Raw genomic sequence first — 9,911 nt, 5'->3', positions numbered from 1 at the left:
GCGGAAACGGCCTGTTCAACCAATCAATATAAATAAATTGGTATCAATAAACTTGGCACACTATTGAGTTCTCAAACAACAGACGCAATCCGAAAATACTCGGGAAAACAATGTTTTCCCTTTCTTCTTCGCTGCAGTGTTTTACCGCAAAAGCGTTTCCGCTCTTCCGGACCCCACACCAACCGGAGTCTTTCCCGCCGGCCCTGCAAAGGGCACGCACCGGTAGGACTCTGTTTTTTGTTGGGGTTTGGCCGCCATGCTCGGGCGCTTTTCCAGCATCCCGGCCGCGGCGACTCATGTAACTTTACACATCGGTTCCAGTCCTTGCAAACCGGATCGAAGTGATCCGCCACACAAGCCCAAACCGCTCACGCGGACCGCTTACCCGCCTCCCGAAGGAAGCATTAAAACTATACGGCAGAGACCTCGACGCTTGCAAGGGTCCGCTTCCCGCGGCGCAGGACCAAGTACCGGCCGTGCAGCAGGTCCTTCGAATCCACTACGGCTTCGGCGTCAGTGACCTTGACGTTGTTTACGTAGGCACCGCCCTCGGACACCGTGCGGCGGGCTTCGGACTTGGTCTTGGAAAGCTCCGACGCGACAAGCAGGTCGATGATGCCCAGGGAATCCGGGGACACCACGGCCCTCGGCAGCTGTTCCGTCGCGGCTTTCAAAGTAGCTTCATCGAGTTCGGTCAGGTCACCCTGGCCGAACAGCGCAGCCGAAGCAGCAATGGCCTTGTCGGTTGCCTCAGTGCCGTGAATCAGCGACGTCACGTCGTAGGCCAGGGCCCGCTGTGCCTCGCGCTTGTGCGGCGCCTCCTCGACAGCACGTGCCAACTCCTCGATCCGGGCCCGGCTCATGAAGGTAAAGACCTTGAGGCGGTCGACCACGTCGGTATCGGAAGTGTTGAGCCAGAACTGGTACATGGCGTAGGGGCTGGTCATGGTGCCGTCCAGCCAGACCGCATTGCCTTCGCTCTTGCCGAACTTGGTGCCGTCGCTGTTGGTGATCAGCGGGGTGCCCAGTGCGTGGACCGTCTTGCCCTCGACCTTGCGCACCAGTTCGGTGCCGCTGGTGAGGTTGCCCCACTGGTCCGATCCGCCCGTTTCCAGCACGCAGTTGTACTGGCGGAAGAGCTCAAGGTAATCCATGCCCTGCAGCACCTGGTAGCTGAACTCCGCGTAGCTGATGCCTTCATCGGAGTTCAGGCGCGAGGAAACGATTTCCTTCTTGATCATCGTCCCCACCCGGAAGTGCTTGCCGACGTCGCGCAGGAAATCGATGGCGCTCATTGGAGCGGTCCAGTCCAGGTTGTTCACCATGCGGGCGGAGTTTTCACCGTCGAAGCTCAGGAAGCGCTGCACCTGTCCCTGCAGGTACCCGACCCACTCCCCGACTGTCTCCTTGGTGTTCATGGTGCGTTCCGCCGTCGGGCGCGGGTCGCCGACCAGACCGGTGGAACCGCCGACCAGGGCCAGCGGCCGATGGCCGGCGAGCTGCAGGCGACGCATGGTGAGCAGCTGCACCAGGTTGCCCAGGTGCAGGCTCGGCGCCGTCGGGTCGAAGCCGCAGTAATACGTGATCGGTCCCCCGGCGAGAAGTTTTTCCAGCTCCGCCTCGTCGGTGGAGACCTGCACCAGGCCTCGCCACTTCAGTTCCTGCCAGATGTTGGCAAAGGAGGAGTCATTCTGCTGGGCGCTGAGGCCTTCGAGGTTCACGATGTTGTCTGACACGCTTTCTAAATTATCAGTCTTCGGGAATGCCCGCGGGGATCCCGTTGGCGGCGATCAGGCGCAGCCGCTGGGTGGGGCGGGTCATGGCGACGTACAGGTCCCCTACCTTGCCGGCTGCTGCGGTCAGCAGTTCGGACGGTTCCAGGATGACGACGCCGTCGAACTCCAGGCCCTTGGCCTCCCGCGGGGAGGTCACCACGATGTCCTGCTCCAGACCGCCGGCGCCGGAACCAACGCGGGGACCATACACTTCGGTCACGGCGCGGCGGACGGCAGCGAGGCGGTGGTCCTCGGCAATGATCGCCAGCAGGCCGCCGTCGAGCGCGTCCAGATCCTCGGGCAGGGTGTCCAGCAGCCGCTGGAGCAGGCTGTCTTCGGAGACCTCGTCAATGAACGGCGCCCAGCGGCCCTCGCGCACGGCCTTCGGAGCCGAGACCACCAGGCCGGCCGCATTGGCCATGCGTACTGCGGCCTCGGCGATCTGCGCCGGGGTGCGGTAGTTCACGGTGAGCTCCTCGAGGGTCCAGCGCTCCCCCACGAACGGATCCAGTGCGGCCTGCCAGGACGTTGCCCCTGCAGCCGAACTGGTCTGGGCAATATCGCCCACCACAGTGAAGGACTTCAGCGGGCAGCGGCGCATCAGGAGCCGCCACTGCATGGCGGAGAGTTCCTGCGCTTCGTCAACCACGATGTGCCCGAAGGCCCAGGTCCGGTCGACGGCGGCGCGGTCGGCAGCCGTCAGCCGCTGCTCCCCCACCGCGTTGTGGTCCGCCAGGTCCTCTGCGGACAGGATGCCGTGGGCACCGGAGTCCTCCAGGAAGCCTTCGGTGTTGGCAATGGCGCTTTCGGCATTGGCGAGGTCGCGCTTGCGCTGTTCCTCGCGGAGGGCGTTCTCACGCCCGGCCGAGGCATCCAGCTCGCCGAGCAGTTCCGCGGCTTCGTCCAGCAGGGGGACGTCGGATTCGGTCCAGGGGGCGTCGGGGCTGCGGCGGAGCAGGTCCAGTTCCGCATCGGTGAGGTCCGGTGCGGCTGATTCCAGGTGCCCCGGCTTGCTGAACAGCTCGGTGATGAGCTTTTCCGGGGTCAGCGGCATCCAGCACAGGTTCAGGGCGACGCGGACGTCGCGGGCACTGCGCACGTCCTCGGCGAGGTAGGCCCGATCGGTGCTGTTACCGGCTCCCGCCGATTCCTCGAGCTGTTCGGTCAGCTGTTCGGTCAGTTCGCGCAGGAGGATCTTCACGAAGGTCACGCGGGCCTCGTTGTGCGGCTTCCCGGTGGCGCGGGCCTTGTCCCGGGCACGCTGCACCTGCTTGGGCGTCAAGGTCAGGATGGTGCCCTCGACGTTCAGCTTCCGCGGTTCGCGCGGCAGGCGCTGCCGGTTGGCAACCGCCCGGGCGACGACGTCGGCCATGTACAGCCGGCCCTTTACCTCCGCGGTGGCCGGGTCCTCTTCGTGGGCGGCAGTGATGCCGGGCATCAGCTGTCCCAGGCTGGACATCACGACGCCGGTCTCGCCCAGGGAGGGCAGCACGCGTTCGATGTAGCGGATGAAGGCGTTGGACGGTCCCACCAGCAGCACGCCGGCCGACTTCAGCCGTTCGCGGTGGGTGTAGAGCAGGTACGCGGCGCGGTGCAGCGCCACGGCGGTCTTGCCCGTACCGGGACCGCCCTGGACTACCAGGGTTCCGGACAGAGGAGCCCGGATGATGCGGTCCTGTTCGGCCTGGATGGTGCCCACGATGTCGGACATCTGTCCGGTCCGTTTGGAGTTCAAGGCAGCGAGGAGCGCCCCTTCGCCCTGCAGCGCTTCCTCATCCTCGAGCATGGAGTAATCCAGCACGTCGTCCTCGATGGCCTGCACGTTGCGGCCCTTGAGGATCAGGTGCCGGCGGCGTCGTACACCTTGGCGTTCGAAGGCGGTGGCCTGGTAGAACGTGCCCGCTTCGGGGGCGCGCCAGTCCACCATCAACCGCTGCAGCTCCGCCGTCGAGAGGCCGATGCGGCCGATGTAGCGTTCCTCGCCGTCGTCGAGGTCCAGCCGGCCGAACACGAGCCGGTCGTCGACGGCGTTCAGCTGCGCGAGGCGGTCCTCGTACATGGTGGCAAAGGCGTCCCGTTCGGAACGGTTCTGGTGGGAACCGGAGGCATGGCTGCGCCGGATCGCGGCCAGTTGTTCCCGCTTCTCCTCACGCAGCTCATCGAGGCGTGAGTAGAGACCGGCGACGTACTGACGCTCGTGTTCCAGCTCGTTGGAAGCTGAAGGTGTTTCAGGCATGTTCGAGTTCCCTCTCGCAAAGGCAGAGCGTCAATCTTACAGTGCATTTGGACTTTTGCAGGTCACTAATGTATGCGGTTTATCTCTCACGCTGCTGCCTGTGATGAGCGTGTCGCGCACCATCCGGCACCGCCCCTTGGAAAGGGGCGGACCCTAGTAACGGATCAGCGCGGTGACGGGGGTGTCGCCGAGGCGGTCCCGGCCGCCGAGGTCGCCCAGTTCCAGCACGACGCCGAATCCGGCCACTTCAGCGCCGGCCTTGCGGATCAGGCGGGCAGCAGCGCCAAGGGTTCCGCCGGTGGCCAGGACGTCGTCGAGAATAAGGACGCGCGAGCCGACGGGCATGTCGTCGCGGTGCAGTTCGAGGGTGCTGTCTCCGTATTCCATGGAGTAGCTCTCGGAGAACACTTCGCGGGGCAGCTTGCCGGGTTTGCGTACGGTGATGACGCCCTTCCCGGACGCGTAGGCTGCGGCGGCGGCGAGGAGGAAGCCCCGGGCTTCCACTCCTGCGACGAAGTCGAACTGTCCCTCAAACGGGGCAATCAGTGCATCCACGACGCCGCGGAGGGCCGGCCCGTCTGCGAAGACCGGGGTCAGGTCCCGGAAGACGATACCGGGCTTGGGGTAATCGGGGATTACAGCGCCCAGGCGTTCGATGGTTTGTTCAATGGACTCGTGGTTATCCGGTTCTGCCGGGGCATCTTTCACCCGTCCACCTTACCCGTTCCGCCCGGTCCGCGCCCGGGCCGTACGCCCGGCTGTGGGGCTTGTCTCTCCGGGTGTCCGCACCGCGGGAACCGGCCGGTGGAGAACCAGTGGGAGGAATAAAGGGCAGCGGCCGCCGGTTTGCACCTTCCGGGCCCCTCGGAAGGACCCGGAAGTTACCGCACCAACAGTCAAGGATTTCAACGCATGGCGAACCTGCACGAAGTGCTCAAGAACAAGATCGGATTCGGCACAGCCCCGCTGGGAAACATGTTCCGGAACATCCCGGAGGATGAGGCGCTGGCAACGGTCGAGGCGGCCTGGAACGAAGGGATCCGTTACTTCGACACCGCTCCCTTCTACGGCGCCGGTCTGGCGGAATCCCGTTTGGGCGAGGTGCTCTCACAGCACAACCGCGACGAGTACGTGCTCAGCACCAAAGTGGGACGGCTGATCCTGGACGAGGAAGAAGACAAGGGCTCCGGCCTCTTCACCCACGGGCGTTCGAACAAGATCGCCACGGATTACACCACGGACGCCACTCTGCGGTCCATCGAGGAGAGCCTGAACCGGCTCAAGACGGACCGTTTGGACTTCGTGTTCATCCACGACACGTCCCGCGACTTCCTCGGCGACGAGTGGATCTCCAAGTTCGACGAGGCGCGGACCGGTGCGTTCCGGGTACTCGCCCGCCTGCAGGATGAGGGCGTCATCAACGGCTGGGGCCTCGGCGTCAATACCACCGAGCCCATCGAGCTGGCCATGGACATGGACGAGGCTGCTCCGACCATGAGCCTGTCCGCCACTCAGTACACGCTGCTGCAGCACGAGCGTGCCCTGCAGCGCATGATGCCCAAGGCACAGGAAAAGGGCGTAGGTATCGTCGTCGGCGGTCCGTTCAACTCCGGTGCCCTGCTGGGCGGCGACACGTTCGACTACGGAGAGATTCCTCCGCAGGTCCAGGCCCGGATCACCGAGCTGACCTCGGTCGCCTCCCGGCACGATGTGAGCCTGAAGGCAGCTGCCCTGCAGTTCTCCGCCGCTCACCCCGCCGTGGCTGCGGTCATCCCGGGCTCCAGCCGGCCCGGACGCGTCGCAGAGGATGTCGCGGCGATGAAGGCCGAGATCCCGGGTGCGTTCTGGGACGAACTGCTGGAAAAGAAGCTCATTTCCGCGCAGGCTCCGCTTCCGCGCTCCTAGCGGCAGCTTCACAGAACGGCGTTCCGGGTTTCCCGGGGCGCCGTTCTGTGTTTCACGGCCGCAGAGCCGCGGCTCCCGCGGACGCCGGCTGCCTGCGCGGCTGGGCGGGACGGTACTTGGACACAGTCGGGTCACCCGTGAGCCAGTACCGCCACGGATATTCGTCTGAGCCGCCGGGGCCGCTGACCCCCACTCGCGGTCCGGTTGACAGGAGTTCCCGGCTCACCGGTTCGGCCGGCAATGCAAGGTGCAGGGGGTGCGCGAACACATCCGCGCCGTCCAGCGGCCGGGAAATGCCCAGGGCCTGGGCGAGCCGTGCCGGGCCGCGCGCGAGGTCGAGCGGGTTGCGCGGGTTTCCCCGCCGCACCGCCGCGATATCGGCCCCCTCGACGATCTCGCCCGCGCGCAGCAGCAGCCCGGTGGCATCGCCTTCCGTTCCGCAGACGATGTTGGCGCAGTAATGCATGCCGTAGGTGAAGTACACGTACAGGTGCCCGGCCGGGCCGAACATGGTGGCGTTCCGCGCGGTCTGGCCGCGGAACGCGTGGGAGCCGGGATCGGCGTCACCCATGTAGGCCTCCACCTCGGTGATCCGCACACTGACGCGTTCGCCGTCGACGTCGTGGGTCAGGACCGCGCCCAACAGCTGGGGTGCCGCGGAGGTGGCAGGGACGGCAAGACGTTCTCGTTCACTCGCAAAAGCCATACTTTGACGGTAGCAAGCTTCGGCGAGGAGGTTTTTCGGGGTGCTGCTCAGCTGTTTCCGGCTGACGCCCCGTAGAACTCCTTCAGGGCAGCCCGCCTCCGGGAGCTGGGATGCCAGGGATTGCCTGCAAGGTGGTCTCCGGCTGCGTCCAGGGCCTCGTGCCAGGCGGCGAGGAGGGCGGACGCCGCGTCTGATCCGCCGGTTCCACCGCTCAGCGGCTGCCGGACGACGACGCGGGTACGGCCGCCGTCGTCCGTAATGTCGACGGAGGCCTCCGCGCCGATGCCGAGGTCCGACGTCGCCCGGTCCAGGGCGCTGCCGACATCGCCGGCAGCGGCGTTGAACCAGCGTTCGAAGACGATCCCGGCAGCATCCACGCGGCCCATGGTGGGCGAGACATCGAATTCCTCGGCGTAAGCGTCGCGGAGGGCCTGCCACTGGTCCATGGACGTGCGGGCAGGTTCCCTGCCTGACGCGACGTCGTCGAACACGTCCAGGATCCCCTGCCACCCGGCGGCGCCTTCGGTGAGGAAATCCGCACTTTCCTCATGGGTGCGGAGCTGCAGCAATGAACCGTCGGGGGTTTCCAGCACCTGCCAGTCGAGGACGGATTCGTCCCCCAGCGGGTCCTCCCAGGTGAACTGCAGGCTAAGTCCGGGGCTCATCTGCAGTACGGTTCCGGTGACCTCCGCGGTGCCCATGTCCAGCCGGTATTCCTTGCCGAGCTGCCAGCCGGGACTCACCATGCCGAGCCATTGGGCCACCTTGTCGCCGTTGGTCAGCACCTCCCAGATGTGGCCCGCGGGGAAATCGAAACGGCGCTCAAAGACCAGGCTGTACCCGTCCGGGCGGCGCTCGATTCTTCCGGTGGGAACCGGCGTTTCAAGGGCGCTGGACTCGGTCATGGCGTGTCCTCCTGGGGTTCTTCCAAGGGTAGCTTCGGCAGGTACGCCGCAGGGAGGGGCGGGTAGGTAGTCGAGCCGAAAAGACGGGTATCCGGGGGTGCCGGGTGCGGCGTGATCGAGCAGGTTTTCGGGCCGGAAATGTCGGTGCCGGCTGAAAGTCTTGGGGTATGGAAAAGCACGGATACGAAACCGGAGGCGGGCTCGGAGGCCGAGCCGCTGCCGGGGTGTTTTATGCCCGGCCCAACAGCCCGGAACGCCGGACCCGGTTCCCGGACGGGTTCACCGGCACCCTGGCGCTGCAGAACCCCGCCCGCCTGAACGGGGAAGCCGTTTCGACCGTCCTGCAGCGCCTGCACACTCTGGACGCCTGGCGGTACGCCCAGCAGGCCCGCACCCTGCACCGGCTGCACGAACACGTCCGGGACGCCTGCACAGCGGGAGCATCGGGGGCGGGAGCGTCGGGTGCGGGAGCATCGGGGGCGGGAGCGCCGGATGCGGGACAACGTACGGACCCTTCTCAGGTGTTCAGCCTGACCGCCACGGAGGTCCAGACCCTGCTGTGCCTCTCCTACCAGGCAGCGGCCCGGCTGCTGGCCGATGCCCTGGACCTCTGCACCGGCTTCACTGCTTCTCTTGGCGCCCTTGAAGCGGGAAATCTGTCCTGCCGGCAGGCCGGAACCATCCTGGACCAATGCCGGTTCCTGGACGGAGCCGAACAAACCCGCTTCGAGGCGGACTTACTTGCCCGCGCTCCCGGACACACAGACGCGCAGTTCACGCGGACCGCGGTAGGGCTGCGCGAACGCCTGCACCCCGAAACCATCATTCCCCGCCACCGCAAAGCCCTGGAGGCACGGAAGGTCTGGTTCGAAGCCCGGCCCGACGGGATGGCCGAACTCGGCGCCTACCTCGCCGCCGAACAGGGACAACTCATCTACGGTGCCCTGACCACCGCTGCCCGCGGGGAGCAGGCCGCCGGAGACCCCCGAAGCGTTGGCCAGCTCCGGGCAGACATCCTCGCCTCGTTACTGACCGGCGCACCTGTTACCAGGCACGAAGCGCCGGGTCTGCAGACACCGCAGGCACCGCACCGGAGGCCGGCAGGTCACGACAAGCATCCGGTCAGCGAACCGACGCCGGCCGGTTCCCGTGCCGGTGCGGGTGCGGGTGCCCGGACTGAGATCATGGTCCTCGTCAACGCCGACACCCTCCTGGGCCTGGATGATCAGCCCGCGGAACTCAACGGCTACGGACCCATCAGCGCGGAAACCGCCCGCCGGCTGGCCGAAAACGCCTCCCACCTCACCGGCCTCGTGCAGGACAGGGCCACCGGGGACATCCTTGGGGTCGGGAAACGCCGCCGGATCCCGCCGGGCCTGCGGCGCTGGCTCCAGGCCCGCGACGGAACGTGCCGCTTCCCGGGCTGTGAGACACCTGCATCAGGACACTCCACCACCGAAATCGACCACACCGTCCCCTGGGCGCGGGGAGGAACAACCGACCACACGAACCTCTCACACCTGTGCCGGAAGCATCATCGATTCAAGACTCTCGGCCACTGGAAAGCATCCCAATCAACTGCCGGACCGGGTTCCGGGATCCTGGAATGGACCTCACCGCTGGGCCGGACCTACCAGACCACGCCCCAACTCCGCCTGCGCGCCAACGGCCATGAGCCTCCTGAGCACCGGGCGGAACCACCGCCGCAGGAGACCCGGCCCCACGAAACCTCACCCCCGTTCTAACGACGGAACGGAGGGTCTCCAGCGGCACGGATGCAGGCTCGGAGCTGGCTGAGTTTCAGAACACCATCCGATGCCGGATGTGATGCCGGTCTGCCCGGGCCTGCCAGAATTCGATCTCCCGCGGCTTCAGCGCGTAGAGCTGCCATGCCGGGTTCGAGCTCCCGTCCGATGCCGGCCGGGCGTCCCAGTCGGCAGCCGACGCTTCGGCTGACAGCTGCACCACGGCCCCGGCCACCCGGATCTGCCGGCCAAGTTCCGGCCAGTAGAAGTTCATTGCAGCGTTCGGGTTCTCCGCCAGCTCCCCGCCTTTGCGCGAGGTGCGGGCCGTGGCGAACTGCCAGCCGTCGTCGTCGATGTCCTTGAGGATGAGCATCCGTGAGGAAACATGCCCGTCCGCGTCGGCGGTGGCAAGGGAGAACGCATGCGGCTGCCGCACCCCGGCGGCCAGGGCATCGGAAAGCCACTGGCGGAACAACTCCGCAGGGTCCTGCGCTGCCGCGGCCGGATCGAAGTCGGGAAGGTCCTCGGGAAAGTCCGGCAGGGCGCGCAGCCGGGCCCGGAAGGAATCACTCATGCCGCCCAGCGTAGCTGGATGCCGGTGCCGCTGCTCCACCTGTCCCGGAGCCCGGCACCGAAAAG

At 66.4% G+C, this 9,911-nt stretch carries 8 protein-coding genes; 2 read left to right on the top strand and 6 right to left on the bottom strand.

Translation table 11 applies throughout. The annotated features are described in order from the left end of the window. Window positions 1-410 precede the first annotated feature (410 nt). The 3 genes from tyrS to NNX37_RS15030 all read right to left on the bottom strand — a co-directional run bounded on the left by tyrS (window position 411) and on the right by NNX37_RS15030 (window position 4,719). A complete protein-coding gene (gene tyrS, locus NNX37_RS15040) occupies window positions 411-1,736 on the bottom strand; it encodes a tyrosine--tRNA ligase (RefSeq protein ID WP_407079969.1) in 1,326 nt (441 codons plus the stop codon). Window positions 1,737-1,749: 13 nt separating this feature from the next. Continuing rightward, entirely contained in the window at window positions 1,750-4,011 is a 2,262-nt protein-coding gene (locus tag NNX37_RS15035; RefSeq protein ID WP_255793513.1) for a HelD family protein, read from the bottom strand. Window positions 4,012-4,164: 153 nt separating this feature from the next. Next, entirely contained in the window at window positions 4,165-4,719 is a 555-nt protein-coding gene (locus tag NNX37_RS15030; RefSeq protein WP_255793512.1) for an adenine phosphoribosyltransferase, read from the bottom strand. Window positions 4,720-4,923: 204 nt separating this feature from the next. Here NNX37_RS15030 and NNX37_RS15025 point away from each other — a divergent pair, with 204 nt between their 5' ends. After that, window positions 4,924-5,916 (top strand): aldo/keto reductase, encoded by a 993-nt coding sequence (locus NNX37_RS15025; RefSeq protein WP_255793511.1) that lies wholly within the window; start codon window positions 4,924-4,926, stop codon window positions 5,914-5,916. A 52-nt stretch (window positions 5,917-5,968) separates the two neighbouring features. Here NNX37_RS15025 and NNX37_RS15020 read toward each other — a convergent pair whose 3' ends face one another. Continuing rightward, window positions 5,969-6,622: a DNA-3-methyladenine glycosylase gene (locus NNX37_RS15020; RefSeq protein WP_255793510.1), complete on the bottom strand. Its 654-nt coding sequence runs from the start codon at window positions 6,620-6,622 to the stop codon at window positions 5,969-5,971. A gap of 47 nt (window positions 6,623-6,669) precedes the next feature. After that, window positions 6,670-7,527 (bottom strand): SRPBCC domain-containing protein, encoded by an 858-nt coding sequence (locus tag NNX37_RS15015; protein ID WP_255793509.1) that lies wholly within the window; start codon window positions 7,525-7,527, stop codon window positions 6,670-6,672. A gap of 167 nt (window positions 7,528-7,694) precedes the next feature. Here NNX37_RS15015 and NNX37_RS15010 point away from each other — a divergent pair, with 167 nt between their 5' ends. Further along, window positions 7,695-9,272, top strand: coding sequence for an HNH endonuclease (locus NNX37_RS15010; protein WP_255793508.1), 1,578 nt, complete (start codon window positions 7,695-7,697; stop codon window positions 9,270-9,272). 55 nt (window positions 9,273-9,327) lie between these two features. Here the strand turns inward: NNX37_RS15010 and NNX37_RS15005 are convergent, their stop codons facing one another. Then, window positions 9,328-9,846: a pyridoxine/pyridoxamine 5'-phosphate oxidase gene (locus NNX37_RS15005; RefSeq protein WP_255793507.1), complete on the bottom strand. Its 519-nt coding sequence runs from the start codon at window positions 9,844-9,846 to the stop codon at window positions 9,328-9,330. Between the last annotated feature and the right edge of the window lie 65 nt (window positions 9,847-9,911).

The sequence above is a fragment of the Arthrobacter zhaoxinii genome (assembly GCF_024385505.1).
GTDB lineage: Bacteria > Actinomycetota > Actinomycetes > Actinomycetales > Micrococcaceae > Arthrobacter_B > Arthrobacter_B zhaoxinii.
The sequence above is the reverse complement of the archived record's forward strand: the minus strand, read 5'-3'. Positions and strand labels throughout refer to the sequence as shown.

Bases quoted from the DNA above. Each gene is read 5' to 3' on its own strand.
- NNX37_RS15020 (WP_255793510.1), bottom strand. From the start codon at position 6,622: ATGGCTTTTGCGAGTGAACGAGAACGTCTTGCCGTCCCTGCCACCTCC.
- NNX37_RS15025 (WP_255793511.1), top strand. From the start codon at position 4,924: ATGGCGAACCTGCACGAAGTGCTCAAGAACAAGATCGGATTCGGCACA.
- NNX37_RS15010 (WP_255793508.1), top strand. From the start codon at position 7,695: ATGGAAAAGCACGGATACGAAACCGGAGGCGGGCTCGGAGGCCGAGCC.
- NNX37_RS15015 (WP_255793509.1), bottom strand. From the start codon at position 7,527: ATGACCGAGTCCAGCGCCCTTGAAACGCCGGTTCCCACCGGAAGAATC.
- NNX37_RS15035 (WP_255793513.1), bottom strand. From the start codon at position 4,011: ATGCCTGAAACACCTTCAGCTTCCAACGAGCTGGAACACGAGCGTCAG.
- NNX37_RS15005 (WP_255793507.1), bottom strand. From the start codon at position 9,846: ATGAGTGATTCCTTCCGGGCCCGGCTGCGCGCCCTGCCGGACTTTCCC.